Genomic DNA, 19,288 nt, shown 5'->3' with positions numbered 1-19,288 from the left:
TGCCACGACATTCTCCCACCCGGTTGTGGATCGGCCCCAGTGCCGATGAAGAGGATCTGAAATGCGCCGACCATCTGCAAGGCGAGAGAATGACAAGGTGACGCTGCGGGGACTTGCGCGTTTCCGTTCGATGTCACTGCTCTGCGCGATGCAGATGGTCTTCCTGCCGGTGTTCAGCGTCCGCCTGCAGGCGCAGCCGGCGAACGTGATCACGCCGGACGGCCGCACCGGGACCAGCCTTCAGACGTCCGGCAGCGTCACCAACGTCACGACGTCGACCGTCTCCGGCACCAGTGCCTTCAACTCGTTCTCGCAGTTCAGCGTCGGGAAGGGCAACACCGTCAATCTGCAACTGCCGACCGGTACGCAAAATCTCGTCAACATCGTTCGCGACGCTCCGGTCTACGTCAACGGCACGCTGAACTCCTACATGAACGGCGCGATCGGCGGTAACGTCTATTTCGCCGATCCCAAGGGCTTCGTGGTCGGCCGCAGCGGCACGGTCAATGTCGGCAGCCTCAACGTCTCGACGCCGACGCGCGAGTTCACCGACAGTCTGATCGGCGTGCAGGGGCAGATCAACGGTTCGGCCGTCGCCAATCTGATGGCGGGGTCGTTCCCGGTCTCGCCGGACGGCAACATCCGGATCTACGGCCGGGTCAATGCCATCGACGGCGTGCGCCTGACCGGGCAGAACGTCCTTGTCGGTGGTGCCAGCCAGCGCGACATTGCCAATCTCGATCACGCCGCGAAGTTCGCAGCCTCGGTCAATTCCAAGGGGCTGCGCAGCGCCGCCGCGATTTCCGTGCGCAACGGCTCCATTCACATCGGCGCCGTCAACAACGCCAGCGTCAACGGACGGCTGACCGCGCGCAGCAAGACCACGACGCCGAGCAACATCACGATCGTGGCCGGCAACCAAGCCGAACTCGGCAAGAATGCGCGGTTGAGCACGGCGAGCAGGACTGCGGATGCCGGCGGCGTCCTTGTCAAGGCCGGCAACGACGTCACCGTGAAGAGCGGCGCGAAGATCAATGCCAGCTCGAAAACCGGCAATGCGGGCCTGGTCGAGCTGAGCGGAAACGGCGTCATCGACGTCGGCAGCGGCGTTACGATCAATCTCGCCGCCCCCAACGGCCGGGCCGGGACGCTGCTGATCGACCCGACCGATGTGGTGATCGGCGACGCCAGCCAGGGCGACGTCGGCGTAACCCTCGGGAACACGTCCGTCGCCAACGCCATCGCGGCGCTCAGCGCCGGTGGCACCTATCTGGTTCAGGCCGACAATTCGGTCACGCTGGCCGCGCATGCGGTGATCGATGCCCGCAACCTCGACGCCACCAAGACTCATTCCGTCGGCAACGCCATCAACGTCGAGATCGACGCGCCCACCATCAGCATCGTCAACGGAGCGCAGATCCTCGCCCAGGCGATCAACACTGGTGGAACGACCTACACCAGCGGCAGCGTCACGCTTGCAGCCGCGGCGAGCCAGACCCTGATGTCCGGCCACGCCCATGCGACCACGGGCATCACCGTTGACGGCACGATCAACGGCGGCGCGATCTCGATCAGCGCGAGCTCTACGGCGGTGGCGAGCTTCACGAGTTCGCTCGCTTCGACGTTCGCGCTTGTCGGCGAATCGGTCCCCGGCATGATCCTGGGCCTCAACGGAGGCTATGTCGCGGCGAGCGCAACCGCGACCGTGAACATCAACGGCCATGCCAATATCTCCGGCAGCGGCAACGTCTCGATCAGCGCGTACGGGTCGGAGAGGGCCGAGGATCCCGTTATCGCCTCGTCGCTCCTCGGCGTATCGCCGGTCGGCGCTGCGGTCGTGGTCGGGAACATCGCCGGCAACGTCACCACCAACGTAGCAAGCAATGCGACGATCAGCGCAGGTGGTAGCCTCGGCATCAAGGCCACCAACGATGCCACGATGAACGTCACGGCCGTATCGCTGACCTCGAGCGCGGTTCTCGTGGCGACGGTGGCCTATTCGACGGCGTCGGTGACGACCACGGCAAACGTCGCGACCGGCGCCCACCTGAGCGTCGGCACCGCGAGCGGATCGACCGGTGGATTCGCGCTGCGCGCGCTGAATAACAACAGCTTCTCGACGTCCGCGACCTCCGTGGGGCTGGATAATCCGGCCCTGAACGGCGGCGTCGGCGGTGCCGTCGCGATCAGCAACGTCAACACCTCGGCGACCGCGACCCTCGGGTCGTCGCTGGGGTCCAGCACTTCGAACCGGATGAACGGCGCGGTGACGGTCGAGGCGACCTCGAACACGACGTCGAATTCGACGATGTCCTCGACCATCACAGGTACGCCGGCTTTGATCGCCGGACTCCAGGGTGCCCTGGTCGTGGGCACGATGAATCCCAACTTGTTCTCCCAGCAGTTCAGCACGCTTTTCACCGCGGATCTGAACCTGAAGGCGGCGGCGGCCTTGACGATCGCGCGCAGCACGGAGAGCGCGACGGCGGCGATTGCGCAAAACCCCAGCGGCGGCGCGCCGTCGATCTATACGTCGGGCAACGTCGCCGTCATCAGCAACGTGATCGACGTGGGCGTGCGCAGCATTGCGACGGCCTCGGCGATCAGCTCGAGCCCGGTCGATGGTCAGTCGACGGCCGTTGCCGCAGCGGTCGCGTGGGGCGATTTCACGCACAATTCGAACGCCTATATCGGCGACGCGACCCTGATCAATGCGCCGGAGATCGGCGTCTCGGCAAACACCTATATGCCGATCACCAACACCTGGTTGCAATGGGCCTCGCTGACGGATGTGCTGAGGCATCTCAACGGCAATCTCGGCGTCGGCGGCAGCATCTTGACCAGCTACGCCAACTCGACCGCGGACGCCGGCGACACCGTCGGCATCGCAGGGTCGTTGAACAATTTCATGGTTCACAACAACACCACGGCCTGGGTCGCGACCGGTGCCAGCCTGACGTCGACCTGCACGGTTGCGAGTTGCGGCAGCGGCGCGTGGACGGCTGCGCTGGACAGCGGGGCGACGCAGGCCTTCGACGCGACGCTCGCCATCGCGGCGACGGCCTATTCGGCCTCGATCGACGCTGCGGGCAACGTCGGCACGCTCGGCTTCCTTCCCGGCAACACCTCGGGTGGCTCATCGCTGGGCGGCGCGCTCAATCTGGTCCAGTTCTGGAATAACACGGTCGCCGGCGTGGCGTCCGGCGCTTCGCTCGGCGCGACCGACAACGTCTCCATCACGGCATCGACCACCGACCAGTTCTTCGGCGTTGCGCCGACATCCGGCAAGGCGGCCGGCGCCCTGGCGCTGAACGGCATCACGTCCATCGCGCTCGTGAACAACACGACGCATGCCTCGATAGGCATCGGCGCGACGGTGTCGGCTCCGACGGTGAATGTGCTCGCCCAGCAGGATCTGTCGATGCTGTCGGTTGCCGGCGCGGTGTCAGCCGGCGGCAACTCCGCCGTCGGCCTCGCCGTCGCCTATCTCGGCGCGACCACCGACACCGCCGCCTATGTCGGTGACAATCACAGCGACATCCGCCCGGGCCCGTTCAATTCGGACGATCCGTTCTCGGGAACTGGCAGCGGTAACGGGTCGGTCACGGCCGACCATCTGGCGATTTCCGCGACGACGGCGGGCCGGATCACCGCGGCGTCGATTGCGGCTGCGATCTCGGAACCTTCGGTTTCGGACTTCGGCACCAAGGCCGGTGCCGTCGGCGCAGCCGCGACCGGCGGAGCGGGCGGGATTTCAACCGCGCTGGCCAAGGTTGGCTCGTCGTCGGGCGCCTCCAGCAGCGGCTTCACGATCGATCTTGCCGGCAGCTCCTCCATCAGCGATGTGAGCCTTGGCACGACCGCCTCGATCACCGGCGTCACGATCAACCGCTACTCGCCGAGCCCAACGGCCACCTTGTTGGTCCAGGCGCTCAACGACACCATTCTCAACAACGGCTCGGGCGGCGCCGCCGCCAATCTGGGAGGCAGCGCCGGCTCGACGAGCGTGGCCGTCGACGGCACCATCGCCGCGGCGATCTCGAACAATGTGACCAAAGCGTTCATCTCCAACTCCACGGTCAACAACCAGCAGTCCGTGACCGTGCAGGCATTGAACGGCGGATCGGAAACCGTCGTGGCGATCGGCCTTGCCGCGTCAACGCGGTCCAACGCCGCCTCGATCGCGCTGTCCGTCGGCATCATCACCGACAGTGCGCAGGCCTATATCGAAAATTCGACGATCGCCGGCGGGAGCACAGGCGTCCAGCGGGCTCTCGAGGTCGATGCCTATCAGACCAGCAACATCGCGGTCGGCGGCGGTTCGCTCTATATTTCCGGCGGACAGGGCGGCTTCGGCCTCGCCATGACGTATGCTTCGATCGGCGATCCCTCCGGCGGCAACGCGACTGACGCGCACATCAAGTCCACGTCGATCAGCAATTACGACTCGCTTCTGGTGCTCGCGGACAATGCCAGCATCATCGCGGCCGGTGCCGCGTCGGCCGAGGTGGGGTCCAACGGTCTGTCGGGTTCGATCGTCGTCGACGAAATCACGTCCACGACCACGGCCTATATCAGCAGCAACTCGACGGTGAACATCAACGTCGGGCGCGTGACGGTGCTGGCGGACAGCGGCGCTGTGTCGGACCTCGATACGGCGCTCGGGAATCTCGTCAAGAAGTCGAACAACAATCATCTCGCGTCGGACACGTGCACGGCCGCCGCCGGCAACGGCACGGCGAATTGCATAGATTTTGGCGCGGCGGCGCTCAACGACGGCACGGCGAACGGTCCGGGCGCCAGCATCATCTCCGTTGCGGGCATTATCCAGGCCGGCAAGAACAATGTCGGCGCCTCCATGGTGTACGATACCATCGCGACGACGCATTCGGCCTATATCGCCAACGTCCGGATGTCGACGATCGGCAGCGTCAGTGTGAATGCGGTCGACACCACGAAGATCCAGTCGGTCACGATTGGCTTCGGTCTGGCGACCGGTCAGTTTGCCGGCGTCGGCGGCATGACAATCAGCTCGATCGCCAATAATGTTTCGGCGGCAATCGGCAACAACCAGTCCGACACGACGCAATCGACCGTGACGGCCTCCAACATCTCCGTCACCGCGACCGACAATTCCAGCATCACCGGCGCCGCCGCGGTCGCTGGCGCCTCGACGCAAGGCAGCGCAGCGGGCCTGGCCCTCGTCTACAGCAGCATCGCCAACAATGTCAGTGCCGGCGTCACCGGCTCCAAGCTGACCGCCTCCGGCAATGTCGTCGTCAACGCGAACTCGAATGCCGATATCTCGACGGTTGCCGTCGGTATTGCGATTTCCTCGCAGATCGGCCTTGCCGGTTCGGTCGCCACCAATCTGATGGGAACCAACGTCACCGCCAGCATCGCCGGCGGAGCCGACATCACTGCGAACGACAACGTTGCCGTGATTGCTGGCAATAATGACAAAGCCGGCGTTTTCGCCGGCGCCGTGTCCATCAGCAAGGGCGCGGCAGGCGGCGCGGGCTCGATGGTCACGAACAAGATCACCGGCACCACCGCGGCCTATATCAGCGGGACGACAACCAAAGTGGATGCGCGCGGAACCAGCACGAGCGACGTGCTTTCCGTCAACAGCGGCACGCTCGCGCACGCGATCGATCTCGGCGGCTTCAGCGCGCCCACCGACACCACGCCCGATCTGAGCGAGACCCAGGAGAGTGTGCGCGGCCTCGCCGTCGTCGCCAGCTCGCACCAGGCCGTCGTCACCAACGTCGCCACCCTGTCCGCGGGCTCGGGCATCTCCATCATGATCAATCCGATCACCAATGTGATGAGCGGATCCACCAGGGCCTATATCGACGGCGCGGCGATCGACACTCGGCTGGCAAGTTCGACGCTGGACCCGCAGATCGATGTGGCCGCCAGCAGCTTCTCCTATTCGGGCGCGTTCGGCGCCGGCGTGGTGCCGCCAACCGGGAGCGGGGGCGGCGGTGCGACCATTCTCAGCACGACGATGTCGCGCGACACCGAGGCCGATATCACCAATGCGACCGTTGGTGGCGTGCAGTCGGCGAGCGCAACGGTGGGCGCCGTCACCGTGAAGGCCAATGCCGAGCAGGACGCATCATCGATCGCGGTCGGTTTCGGCACCGGCTCGGTCGGGCTGAACGTCTTCGTCGCAACTACCGAGGCCTATGTCGACGGCGGCTCCCTCACGGCGTCGTCGCTCACGGTCAACGCCTACGACGCCACAGGTATCGCGTCGGCGAACGGCTCGGGCGCCTATGGCAGCCAGGCCGCGATCGGGGCGGCGTTCCTGGTTCAGGTCTCGGCGAACCGGACCGAAGCCTATGTCGGCGACGAGTTCCACTATCAGGGCAACGGCGCGGCACACACGACTGCGGTCAATCTGAGCGGCGCGCTCGACGTCGAGGCAACGACGAAGAACCGCTTCCAGGCCTATTCGATTGGCGGGGCACTCTCGACCGGCACGGCGGCAATCGCCGGCATGGCCAACATCGAGATTGCCAACAACACCACCATCGCTGGCGTCTACGACACCACGCTGCAGTCCCCCACTGGCGGTTCGGCTGGTGCGGTCACGATCAACGCCACCGAGGACGTGGCGATCAAGGAGATCGCCGGCGCGCTTTCGATTGCCGCCAGCGGGTCCGGCGTCGGCGTGGGCGCGGCGGCGAACGTGATCGTCTTCAAGAGCCAGACCATTGCGGAAAGCCGCAACAGCGACCTCAATTCGTCCGGCGCGATCAACGTCGGCGCGCTCAGCACCAAGGAAGTCCTGTCCTACGCGGTCACCGCCGGCATCGGCGGCAGCGTCGGCATCGGTGCGACCGTCGGCGTCATCATCATCGGCACCAACACCGCCGATCCGGATACGCAGGGCGAGCAGACCGGCCAGCTCAATCAGGGCAACAACGGCACCCTCGCATCAGTGAACGCGGGCACCAATTCCTCGCACGGCAGCGACGCGGTCGCGGGCGGCACCTCGGGCAATCCGAGCAACGCCAACGCAACCTCGACCTACGACGTCGGCACCGTCCTGACCGGCGGCAATGACGGCGTCACCGCCCAGATCGCGGGCGGCAATGTGACCGGCACGCAGGTCAACGTCGCCGCCACCAGCGCCAACGCGACCAAGATGTTCCTGCTCGGCGCGGGCTTTGCCAAGAACGTCGGCATCGGCGCCGGCATCGGTTACACCAGCGTCGACAGCAGCGTCCTCGCCAATCTGAGCGCGATCGTCTCCGCGCCGTCCGTCACGGTTGCGGCGCGGGTCAAGGACGCCGATACCGGACCTTATTCGGGCAAGACCGTCGACAGCGAGGCGATCGCCGGCGGTGCAGCGCTCTATTTCGGCGCGGATGCGGCCGTGGCGGTCGGCAACGTCGCCAATACCGTCACGGCCCAACTCGGCGGCTCCGTGACCGGAACGGGCGGCACCGGCGCGACTGGCGTCGCCGTGATGGCGATGGACAGCTCGACTCAGAGCGTGACCGCGGGCGGCGGCACCGGCGGCCTTGCAGCCATCGGGGTGTCGATCGCGACCACGGGACGGTCCAGTTCAGTCGCGGCAAAGGTGCTGTCGAACGCGACGGTGAACAGCTCGACCCTTGCGGTTGGCGCCGCCGAGGCCGGCGCAATGTCCGCTTCCGCGACTGCGGTCGCCGGCGGTATCGTCGCCGGTGACGGCGCAGTTGCGACAGCGAAGGAAAATTCGACGGTCCTGGCAGAGATCGGTTCCAGCTCATCGATCACCACGTCGGCGACGGGCGCCGGCACGCTGGTGTCGGCATCGATCACGCCCAAGCTTTCGAGCAAGGCGATCGGTGTCGCGGTCGGCGGCGGCGCCATCGGCGTGTCCGTCGCGGAATCGATGGTGACGGCCACCGTCACGGCCGATGTCGGCGACAACACCACCTTCTCGGGCGGTGCGCTCGGTGTGACCGCCATGGCGCTGGTGCCGACCGGCGGCACGACGACTTACGCCTGGTCGCTCGCGGGCGGCGGCGGCTCGTTGATCGGTGCCCAGGGCAGCTATGCCAGGGCGTCCGAGAACGCGACGGTGAGTGCGTATGGCGGCATCGGGATCCATCTTCCCAATGCCGACGTGGTCATTGCCGCAGAGAACGACAGCAGCCAGTACGCCGAGTCGACTGGCCTCTCGACCGGGTTCCTCGCCATTGGCGCGACCGTCGCACAGGTCTCCTCGAGCGCCCACACCTACGCCTATCTCGGGGCCGGCGCGGTCACCGCCGCGTCCAACACGGGCGTTCTCCAGATCACCGCCACGGGCACGGATACCAACGTCGCCAGCGCGCTCGTCGGTGCGGGCGGCACCTATGCCGGCGCAGCAGCGGTTGCGACGACGGCCACCACCGCGGTCACCGACGCCATGCTCTATGGCGAGGCGACGGACAACACGCTTTATTTCGGCGGCCTCAACATCAAGGCCAAACATACGACGAATTATGCCGGCAGCGGTGATGCCTATCAGGCCTCTACGGCGGGCGCCTCCGGTGGTAGCGCGCAGAACGATGTCACGTCGGCGACCACCGCTGAAATCGGCACGCATCTGATCGTCAACTCGGCCGGCGGCGATATGGTTGTGATCGCCAACGACGTGGTCAACCAGGCTGGTGGCGGGGCGCGGTCTGGTTCCGGCGGCGTGTTTGCCGGCGCGGCGGTGCTCAGCAAGTCCAGGGTCACGCAGACCGTCACGACCAACATCGACGCCGGTACGATCCTGAGCCTTAATGCCGATCCGAGAACGACGACGGGCGCAATCAACATCGAGGCCTACAACACGCTGAGCACGACCGACACGGTCAATTTGAGCGCCGCGGGCCTGTTCGCCGGCGGCGGCGCCGAATCCGACATGACGGCAAATGCCACGCTCACGGTCAACATTCAGGCCAGAGAGCTGTTCAGCGCCGGCAACATCTATATCGGCTCGGCGTCGCGGATGGCGGCAAACAATTACGCCAACGCCAGCCTCTATGGTGCGGTCGGCGGAGTCGGTGCCAGCACGAACGCATGGGTGCATGCAACGCAGAACGTCAATGTCGGCAGCACCTCGACAGTGGAGGCCTGGGGCAAGATCAACATCGCCGCAGGCCTGGCCGGCGACGGCAGCGTCTACAGCAGCGTGGCCGCGAACGCGACGACGGTGGTCTACAACAACACGGTCGTTGCCATCTCGGGCCTCTATCGCGGCACCGCCAACGCCGACGACGACACCAGCCTGACGCTTGCCATCGGCTCGAAGGTGCTCGGCGCCAACGACATCTCGCTCACCGCGACGCCGGGCCAGGTTACGGCCTCCGGCCTCGGCAGCAACTACAATCCGTACCTGGAGATCTTCAGCGCGAAGAACAGCGACAACCACAGCAACGACAACAGCGGCGGGACCGGCAATGTCGCGCTCAACGGCCTCGTGGTGGCCGGCATCCACAATGACGAAACGATCACGATCGCGCTTGGCGCGAGCACGCCGACCCTGTCTACGACGAGCCCCTACGATCCGCTCTCGCTCGAATACGTCTCCGACGTCGATCATTTCAATCGGGTGATGAGCTGGAACCACCAGACGATCCAGTACACCATCGTGGGCGGCTTCAATCCTTACCAAACGATCGTCGCTCAACTCGCATCTCTGAGTGGCCTGACGTCGACGCAGGTCCAGACGGCGCTTTCCGCCACGCAGCCCTCGATCACGTTTGGCGGCACCGATCCGACCGGCGAGATCCAGCGCCAGATCAATACCCTGATCCAGCAGGCGCCGTTCGCTGCCAATGCATCCGGCAACGCCTTCGCGTTCGGCGATATAATGGTGTCGGCCGGCAACGTTTCGATCCTGGCGCAGAGGCTGTCCGGGGCAGGTGGCGCAGGTCTTGCCGCACCATCGGTGATCGCGCGCTCTTCGCCCATGATCAAGATTGAAAACCAGGGCCTCGATTTCGTCGCGCTGTCGAACCTCACGATCACCAACGTGACGGGGGGGCTGGTCACGCACCCGCAGGTCGACCCGGGGTCGTCGTCGAACGTGACTTTCACGTCGAACAACAGCGCGACGCCGATCATCGACATCTCGGCGGTCTATAACCGCAAGGATCCCAACACGGGTCTCGGTGTCGACCAGAACGGCAACACTCTGACGCGCACGCCCGACATCTACTTCGACGGCGTCGTCACCAACGAGAACGGCCTGCTCAAGATCACCAACAATCTCGGCAACGTCGTCGCATCGCAGACGTTCGATGCTGCGACAATCCAGATGGTGGTGCCGAACGGCTCCTTCACCTTCAATGGCGGCGTCGGCAGCATCTTCAGCTCCAACCACGACGTGGCCTCGCAATGGACCAATACCGAGTACAAGCCGGCTGACAACGACACGCTGACGGCGGTGATGGCGGCGGCGACTTATCTCGGTGCCTATGGTGCCTACGACAGCGGCGTGCATATCGCTTCCGGCGGCAATCACCCGTATTCCTATTATTGCTGCGCCTCCGGCAGCGCGGGCGTCGCCGGTACGGCGAGCAACAGCACTGTCTTTACGGCGCGGCTGCTGGATCTCTATTACGACGGCCTTTCGCTCTATTCGGCGATCTTCCTGCCGATGGGTTCGGGTGCGCCGGGCAACGGCAACGAACATGCCGGCAGCACTCCCGACGCGTCAACGCTCGCGACGATCGAGGGGCCGACCAGGCAGACCATCAGCACCGCCCCATGGGAGGCAAGCACCTATGACGGCCAGGGCGTCTATAGCGGCTCCAGCCCGTTCAACTGCTCGCATTGCTCCGCCTACTTCCAGGTCATCAACATCCAGCCCGATGTGATCACGCCGAAGACGGCGAACACGGCGACCAACCCGCCGGCGAATGCGCCCTTCATCATCGGCAAGGCGATCATCCTGTCGGCATCGGTTCTCAACATCAACGGCACCATCCAAAGCGGCTCGAGCAGCAACTATTCGGTCAATATCGGCACCGGCGCGCTGAACGCCATCAACGCTCTGAAGGCCGACAGCTCGGCCTTTGCCCAGGCCCAGACCAACGCGCAGCACGGCAGCTATGTGGATTTGACGCAGTATCTGTCGAAGGTAAGTGGCAGCGACGTCCAGGTCGGCGCGAGGTACAATGCCGCCACCGACCAGATCCTCCTGAACGGCGTGGTGCAGGGGTCCGGCGGCTACGTCTACCTGAACGGCAAGATCATCTCGACCTCGACCGACGGCACGCCGCAGGGCAACATCATCGTCAACGGGGGCGCCGGCACGATCACGGTGAACAACACCACCGGCCTTCAACTCGTCACCAACACGATCAATACCGGCGTCAGCGCAGCCAGCGTGATCGAGATCGTCGATCAGCTCAAGGCGCAGACGACGTGGTACGTCTACAATCCTGCCGCCCCGGGCGGCCAGCAGGTGTCGACGTATCGAACCAACAGCGTCAATGCGAGCCAGTACGACGGCTCGATGCTTGCCGCGACAAGCGGCACGGCCGGCCTGCAGTACGCGCCGCAAGCCAACATGTACTACCAGTGGGTCGACACCGCGCGGCTGGATCGTTCGACGACGAGCACGCAGTTCGACTATGGCTGGCAATACACCTCGCGGGATCCCAACAGCGGTAGCTCCTTCGTCCGCACCACCAGCCTGGTCTCGGACGTGCAGCAGGTCGCCAACGGCGCCACCACGGGACAATTGCAGAGCACGAATTACCAGGAGGTCGTCACCGCGACCGGTTCGGCTCACGGCGGCGGCGGCAACACCCATTCCGACAAGTGCTGCGGCGCGGATGGACAGTACGATTGGTTCCAGGAGATCTTCGATCACCTGACGCTGACGCTGACCAACACCGTCAAGGCATCGAACCCCATCAACATCCAGTTCAACGGTGGCGGCGCCAGCACGGTCGCGGTCACGTCGAACTCCGGCATCGTCATCAACGGCCCCATCAACAACCTTCAGGGTGCGACTTCGGTCGTGGCCACGGGCGCCAGTTCGGCCATCACGGTCGGCGCGAACGCCAACAACCCGGTGATATCGGGCACCAGTGTGTCGCTGTCGGCGGCGGGCGGCATCGGCAGCATCGGTGCCGGCGGGGCGCCGGTCTCCGTGCAGGTCTATGGCGGCAGCCTCACCGCCAATTCGATCGACCACGATATTGCGATCGCGGCCGTGGGCTCGCTGTCGATCAACCAGGTCAAGGTGAACTCGACCGTGGCCGGCGACGCGCCGCAGGGCAGCGTCTTCATCTCGGCGACCGGCGACATCAACTCGGCGTCCGCCTACAGCGTCGCCAACCCCGTCGTCGTCGGCAAGAACATCGAGATCAGGTCCACCGGCGGTGCGATTGGCGCGGTGACCGGCGTCAGCAACGGCGCGACCGTCCTCACCAACATCAATCCGCTCGTGATCCAGGCGACCGGCACGACGCTGGTCGACGGCAGCGTCGATGGCGGCATGCTCAACAGCTATTCGACGACCGGAACCTACATCGTGCAGTCCAAGGGCGATCTGCGGCTCGGCACGGTCGAGTCGAAGAGCGGCCCGGTGTTCCTCGAGGCCGGGGCCTCCGATGGGGCGCAAGCCAGGATATTGAACGGCCTGTCGTCCGGCGGCCTCACGGCCGAGCAGAGCGCGCATCTGGCGGATGTCTGGACCAGCCTGGACCTCCTCAGCGGCAACGGCGCGACCGCAGCCGTCAACAGTTACCAGACCATGGTCACGGCGGCCTACAACGACTACTTCCAGCTCAAGAACGTCGCCTTCGCGAACGGCAACACCTATAGCCCGACCTCGGTGGGCCTGACCGTGCTGCGGGCGCAGGTAGCCGCCAAGCTCGGCATCGATCCTTCCGCGGTCTCGACGACGGACATGCAGAATGAGGCCACGACGCGCTTGCTGAAGGACCAGTTCCTGCTCGGCATGATCGACACGGTTCAGGTCAAGGCCTCGCTGACCACATTGCTCGGCACCGCGCCCTCTGACCCTCTGGCGACGCTGTTCGGCAGCACGCTCTCGTCGAACCTGTTCACCAGATTGTTCGACGGCGTGGCAACTGGCCATCAGCTTATGCCGACCAACACGGCCCTGCAGACGGCGCTTGCGACCTACAGCTCGAACTATGCCTATACGCTCGCTCCGACCGAAAAGCTCTACGGGATGATCACAGCGGGCTCGCAATGGACTCAGAGCCAGCTCGCCTACACCGTCTCTTCCTCAGCGGTCGGTGCACCGCCACCGCCGATCAGCGAGGATGTCGCGGCCAACATCAAGGCCAGCCAGGTCATGCTGTACACACCGAACGGTTCGGTCGGCCAGCTCGCGGCGCCTCAGACGTTCACGTTCACGAGTGTCAATGCCTCGTCGCTGACGTCCGCCCAGAAGGGACTGCTCGCCTCGGCCGGTCCCGGACAGCTCGTCGTCAACTCCTCGACCGACCCGACGACCGGCGTCGTGACCTACAACGTCACGCTGTCGCAACAGAGCCTCGTCATTCTGGACAATCCAACCGCGGTCACCGCCAAGGCGCTGTCGGAGGTCTATCTCGGCAGCAAGAACAGCCTCGTGCTCGGCGGCATTGCGGCCGCGAGTTACGGTCCGATCGCTGCCGCGCAGGCCGGCGGCATCCAGGTGACCGGCAGGGGTGACGTCAAGCTCGATGCGGTGGGCAGCATCTCCGCGGGCGTGAGCGGGGTTCCTGTGATCTCCGGCGACATTCCCAACCTCTCCCTGATCGCCGAGCACGGCAACATCGGCAGCGCTGGCGCGGCCGGAGCCGACCCGGCGGCCAACGCGAACGCGATCCAGATCGCCTTCGCGAGCCCGACCAGCGATCATCTTGATCAGGTGTCGTCCGGACTGGGCGTCTATGTGAAGCAGACCACCGGCGACCTGGTCCTCGGCAACGTCTCAGCGACCGGCGCCATCCAGTTGGCCGCGACAGGCAGCATCTATGCCGAGGCTGGAACCAACTTCGCCGATCGCACGGCGGTGCATATCGTCGGCACGGATCTCGATCTGCGCGCCGGCGGCGATATCAGCTTCAACGGCGCGACGTTCCAGCCGCTTCAGGTGCAGCTCTCCGGCGCGCTCACAGGCTCCGCGGTCGGCGACCTCAGCATCCTGGTCGTGGCGCACGATCTCGCGGTGGGTGCGACCGGCACCTACGGCGCGCTGACTGCGGGCGGGACACTGACGCTGAACGTGCCGCACGGCGCGATCAGCATCAATGCCGATGTCACCAGCGTTGGCCTGATGCAGCTGCTCGCAAACGGCGCTGTGACTTTCGCCGATGGCACCAGCGCGGCGCCGGTGGTGGCCAGCAGCTCCTCGGGCGGGGTGACGCTGGCTTCCGCCTCACTGTCGATGGGCGCCTATTCGGCCATCAACGCGGCCGGCGTGATCTCAGTGATCACCACGGGCAACGCGACCATCGGCCAGCTCAACTCGTCGCTGTCCTATGCGGCGGCCTCGAACGCGCCGTCGATCGTCGTTACCGCCGGCGGCGTCGCTTCGCCCGGAGCGATCATCGACAACGGCGACGGTCAAACGAAGATCGTCGCGTCCGGCTCAGGGGCAGAAGTCTCGCTAGACGCATCGAACGGCATCGGCAGTGCGGCGGCCCGCCTCATCCTCAGCGCGGCTCGGCTTTCGGCGAGCACGAGCGCCGGTGGCATCTACCTGAAGGCTCTCACCGACACCGAGGCAAGCCTGTTGTCCGCAGTGAAGGGTGGCGTGGATCTGGTTGGTTCAGGCGGCTTGACGCTCGACCAAGTACTGGCGGGCACGGCCACGGGTGCGAGCGGCAGCTTCAGCGCCGTCGCGAACAATGGCAGCATTGTCATCGGCACGGCCGACAGCAGCGGCTCGCAAACGGTCCACGCCAGCCAGAACGTGACGTTCAAGTCGCTGGTTACGACCGGCTACAGCGGTGATGTCGGTAACATCAACGTCACGGCCGACAACGGCTTCATCCTGGCGCAGACGGTGATGTCGGGCGGCGTGACGACGCTCGGCTCGGTTTCGGCCCATGGCGGGGCGACACTGGTTGCAGCCTCGACCATCACCGGCAACACGCTCGCCGCCAGCACCGGAGCGGGCCTGTTGAGCGCCGGCGGGCCGATCAACTGGAACGTCCTCAACGTCGGCACGACGCTCAACGCGACCGCGGGCCAAGGCAGCATAGGCTTCAAGATCGCGCAGAGCGGCGGCACACAGACCATCCACGCCCACGACAACGTCAGCTTCGACGCGCTCACGTCCACCGGCTACAGCGGCGATGCCGGCAGCATCAACGTCAATGCAGACAACGGCTTCATCCTGGCGCAGACGGTGATGTCGGGCGGCGTGACGACGCTCGGCTCGGTCTCCGCCCATGGCGGGGCGACGCTGGTCGCAACCTCGACCATCACCGGCAACACGCTCGCCGCCACCACCGGAGCGGGCCTGCTGACCGCCGGCGGCGCGATCAACTGGAACGTTCTCAACGTCGGCACGACGCTCGACGCGACCGCGGGCCAGGGCAGCATCGGCTTCAAGACCGCGCAGAGCGGCGGCACACAGACCATCCGCGCCCACGACAACGTCAGCTTCAACGCGCTCACGTCCACCGGTATCAACGGCGACGCCGGCAGCATCAACGTCGATGCGGACAACGGCTTCATCCTGGCGCAGACGGTGATGTCGGGCGGTGTGACGACGCTCGGCTCGGTCTCCGCCAACGGCTCGGCCAGGCTGATCGCGGCGGGCACCAACACCGGTCATAACCTCACGGCCACGACCGGCAGCGCTGTCTTGAGCGGCACTGTCGTTCGTTGGGATAATCTCACGGCCGGCGGCACGCTCGACGTCACCGCGACTGTCGGGGGAATCACTCTCGGCACCGCGATCAGCGGCGGCACACAGACCCTGCATGCCGTCAACGACATCGTCTTCAACCAGCTCACCACGGCGGGCATCCCGGGTGATGCCGGCGATATCGACCTGCGCTCCGATGCCGGTTCGATCCGGGGCGGATCGATCTTCGCCAACGGCGACACGCACTTCGCTTCGGCGGGCTCGGTCTCGCTCGACCGGATCAGGGGCAACACGGTCAAGCTGTCCTCGCCGGGTGACCTGACGATCGGTTTCGTCAGCGTGGTGAGGGAGCTCGACCTTGCGGCGGATACGATCAAGGTCAATGGCGAGCAGATCCGCTCGACGCCGCAGGTCCCGCTGATCATGAACGTGACCGGCTACAACGGCGGCACCGCGACCTCGGCCAACGTCTCGATCGATCCGGACGGCATCATCATCAACCAGTTCAGGGTGGTGGATGCGAACTTCTGGACCGACGCCCACGCCGTGGCGATCCTGAACGGCTATGTCCCGGGTCAGCTCATGCTGACGACGGCAACCCAGCAGGTGCTGCTCAACAACCGTACGCCGGCGCCGTCCAACTGGCCGTCGCTCCAGCTCTACCAGCCGGGTGGCGTGTTCACGATGAGCCAGGTTGGGAACGCCAATGTCAGCAACACCTATGTGGTGTTCTACACCGGCGGCGTCTCCGCGACCGTCACCAATTACGGGCCGACCCACACCTGCTGCAACGACTTCACCGGCGCCAGCATGATCCGCAACATCTCCGTCGACGGCGAGGGCAACGAGAACATCGAGACCTGGCTCGCGAAGAAGGACGGGGGGACGTTCTACCTGCTCGGTCTCTCCGGCAAGGCGCGGCTCGATGCGCTGCTGACGCCGCGACCCGTCGAAACCATCGGGGCCGGACCCGCCGTCAACATCGAGGGATTGAGCGACATGCGCAAGCTGCGCCGGCAGGGTCAGCGCGTGGGACGCACCGGCTGGAAGGACGCGGCGATCGGGGCGGCGAAGCCGGCCATTGGCCGTCTCGCACAGGCATGGTAACGGGACCAGGGATGCGGATTCTGGGGGCAGCGTTAGGGCTTGGGCTGGCAGCGTCGTGCATCGTCCCCGCGCGGGCGCAGATTCCGTCGATCAATCCCGGCGTGATCCAGAACGACGTCGACCGGCAACGCCGGCAGCTCGAACAGCAGAGCGCGCCGCCCAAGCTCAACGGGCCGGCGGTGATTGGCGGCGAGCGGGAGAAGTCCCAGCTCCTGAAGCCGGGCGGGCCGAAATTCCGCCTGCACAAGGTCGAGTTCGACGCCTCCAAGTTCATTACGCCGGCCGAGCTCGACGAGATCGCGAAGAAGTACGTCGGCAAGAACGTCGACATCGCCTCGCTGTTGCAGCTCGTCGCCGACATCAACGCCCTCTATACCGAGCGCGGCATCGTCACGGGCATTGCGACGCTGCCCGAGCAGGATGCCAAGGGCGGCATCGTCCGCATCAAGCTGACCGAAGGCCGGCTCCAAAAGACGACCATCGAGGGTAACAAGCAGACCCGCCCCGACTACATCCTTCAGCGCGTGAAGGAGCCCGAAGGCGAGGTGCTCGACGTTCCGAAACTCAATCGCGACGTGATCTGGTTCAACCGGACCAACGACGTGCAGATCAAGGCTCTGCTGCAGCCCGGCACCAGCTTCGGCCTGACCGATCTCCAGTTCGCCGTGATCGAGCCGCCGGTCGACACCTTGCAGCTCTTCACCGACAACCAGGGCGCGGAGAATACCGGGCGTTGGGAGGGTGGGGCCTTCTACAAGCGCCACGGCCTGTTCGGTGTCGACGACCGCCTGACCTTCTACGGCGTCCGTTCCGACGGCAATCTCAACGGCAATGTCGCCTACAGCATCCCGGTCAATCCCTGGGGCGGCCGCGCCGGTGTCAGCTATACCGAAGGCAAGATCAAGATCATCCAGGGACCGTTCGTCGCGCTCGACGTCACCGGACGCTCGAGCCAGGCCGCGGTCAATTTCAGCCAGCCGGTCTGGGTGACCCAGAACTGGCTGGTGCTGCTCAACGCCGCGGAGACCGAGGGCAAGACGGTCAGCCGCTTCGCAACGGTGGCCGTGACCCAGGACCATTACGACAAGGCCACGGCCGGCCTCTCGGTGACCAATTCCGGCAATACCTATTCGATCACGGTTTCGCCTGCGGTGAACTACATCGCATGGCAAGACCACGTGCTCGGCAACAACCGCGCGTTCAACACCTATACCGGCTCCATGTTCGCGACCAGCGCCGCGGGGCCTGCAAATTTCAGCACCAACGTGCTGGCGAGCTGGCAGTACACACAGGAAAAGCTGCTGCCGGGCGACCAGATCTTCTCGATCGGCGGTCCCACCACCGTGCGCGGTTATCCCTCCAACTCGGCCTCCGGCGACAGCGGCTATTATTTCAACGCCGAGCTGCACTACAACTGGTCGCAATGGCTCAGGGGTTTCGACACTTACATCTTCACCGACTGGGGGGCGGTGTACTCGACGTTTCCGGGAATCACCGAACTGGGCTCGGTCGGCGTCGGCTTCTCCTGGACCTACGCCTCGTTCATGACGTTCGAGGCGAATTACGCGACGCCGCTGAAGATGGCCGTCTCGACCCAGCACCACTACGAGGCCTATGGCCGCGTCGTTCTCCGGCCGTTGTTGATGTTCCAGAAGCAGGAAAGCCCCGCGCCGGTTGCGGCGGTTGCCGGCAGGAGCAAGTCGTAGGGCGTATGGGGCACGCGCTTAACGCCGCAGTGTGAATTCTTCCGCGCCGCGCCGCTGCTCCCACTTCGCCTGTTCCAGCTCGGGCCGGTCGCATTCGACTTCCGGATAACCGATGCAGAGATAGGCGATGAATTTCCAGGTGTCCGGCACGTCAAGAATGGCGTGGATGCGATCCGGATGGAGGATCGATACCCAGCCAAGCCCGATGCCCTCGGCGCGCGCGGCGAGCCACATCGCGGTAATCGCCGCGACCACGGAATATTCCGTCGTCTCCGGCATCGTCGCGCGGCCGAGGCCGTGACCGACATCGCTGGCCTTGTCGGCGAACACGGCGAGGTGGCCGGGGGCCTGTTCGAGACCCGAGAGTTTCAGCGTGGCATAGCGCGCTGCGCGCTCACCGGCATAGGCATTCAACGCGTCGGCGTTGCACGCCTTGAAGTCGTCGATCACGGCGCGACGCCGCGCGGCGTCGTCGACGATGACGAAACGCCAGGGCTGGCTGAGGCCGACCGAGGGTGAGAGACAGGCCGTCTCGATCAGGCGATCGATGGCGCCGTCAGGCAACTGATCGGCGCGAAAGCGGCGCACGTCGCGGCGCCACACGAACAGCTCGCGCAAGTGCTGGCGGAAGGCGTCGTCGAATTCGACCATC

General features: G+C 65.4%; 3 protein-coding genes. 2 read left to right on the top strand and 1 reads right to left on the bottom strand.

Features of this window, described 5'->3' with window-relative positions:
* The first annotated feature begins 61 nt into the window (after window positions 1–61).
* Both AC0L30_RS04695 and AC0L30_RS04690 read left to right on the top strand, forming a co-directional pair.
* A complete protein-coding gene (locus tag AC0L30_RS04695) occupies window positions 62–16,930 on the top strand; it encodes a leukotoxin LktA family filamentous adhesin (RefSeq protein WP_473403885.1) in 16,869 nt (5,622 codons plus the stop codon).
* 11 nt (window positions 16,931–16,941) lie between these two features.
* Window positions 16,942–18,636 (top strand): ShlB/FhaC/HecB family hemolysin secretion/activation protein, encoded by a 1,695-nt coding sequence (locus tag AC0L30_RS04690; RefSeq protein WP_473403884.1) that lies wholly within the window; start codon window positions 16,942–16,944, stop codon window positions 18,634–18,636.
* Between the two features lie 18 nt (window positions 18,637–18,654).
* On the opposite strand, the gene bluB is transcribed toward AC0L30_RS04690, so the two are convergent.
* Complete coding sequence (bluB, locus tag AC0L30_RS04685) at window positions 18,655–19,287, bottom strand: 5,6-dimethylbenzimidazole synthase (protein WP_473403883.1); 633 nt, start codon at window positions 19,285–19,287, stop codon at window positions 18,655–18,657.
* Window position 19,288: the final 1 nt, after the last annotated feature.

This window comes from Bradyrhizobium sp. MI1.11 (assembly GCF_055811255.1).
The sequence above is the reverse complement of the archived record's forward strand: the minus strand, read 5'-3'. Positions and strand labels throughout refer to the sequence as shown.